Annotated in this window: 1 rRNA gene; it reads left to right on the top strand. The window is 38.7% G+C overall.

Annotation, left to right across the window (positions count from 1 at the left end):
* A 5S ribosomal RNA gene (rrf, locus tag F0229_RS21715) occupies nt 1-99 on the top strand; the annotation flags it as partial.
* Between the last annotated feature and the right edge of the window lie 482 nt (nt 100-581).

The raw sequence follows: 581 nt of genomic DNA on the forward strand, positions 1-581 counted from the left end.
TGTGGACCCACCTGATTCCATGCCGAACTCAGAAGTGAAACACAATAGCGCCGATGGTAGTGTGGGGCTTCCCCATGTGAGAGTAGGACATCGCCAGGCTTTAATTTCGACTTATCTCGAAAGAGATGAGTCAACATAGTTTTCTGAGTGAAAACTTAGAATATTATGTTGACTTTCAAAGTGGAAAGCGTATTATATGCGTCCTGCTTAAGTGCTAAGGCACTGAAAGCGTTCTCTTTTTAGAGAGCAAGCTCTTTAACAATTTAAACCTATCAATCTGTGTGGGCACTCGTTGATGAATATCAAAACGTTTTATCCTTTTGGATAAAACAGTTACTTCGGTAACAAACTTGATTTCAATGAACTGAGTGACCAATACGAATAACTTCGGTTATTTGGCACAGTCAATTCATTACCATTCTGTTGGAATGGTAATAGCTTTAGAATTACATGTTCATCAATCTTTTTCGAAAGAGCAATGAATATTAGTTTTGAAGTCAGTATTCGTTGAGTCACAAAATCTTAAATTGAAGAGTTTGATCATGGCTCAGATTGAACGCTGGCGGCAGGCCTAACACATG

The organism is Vibrio sp. AIC-3 (genome assembly GCF_013114515.1).
Classification (GTDB): domain Bacteria; phylum Pseudomonadota; class Gammaproteobacteria; order Enterobacterales; family Vibrionaceae; genus Vibrio; species Vibrio crassostreae_C.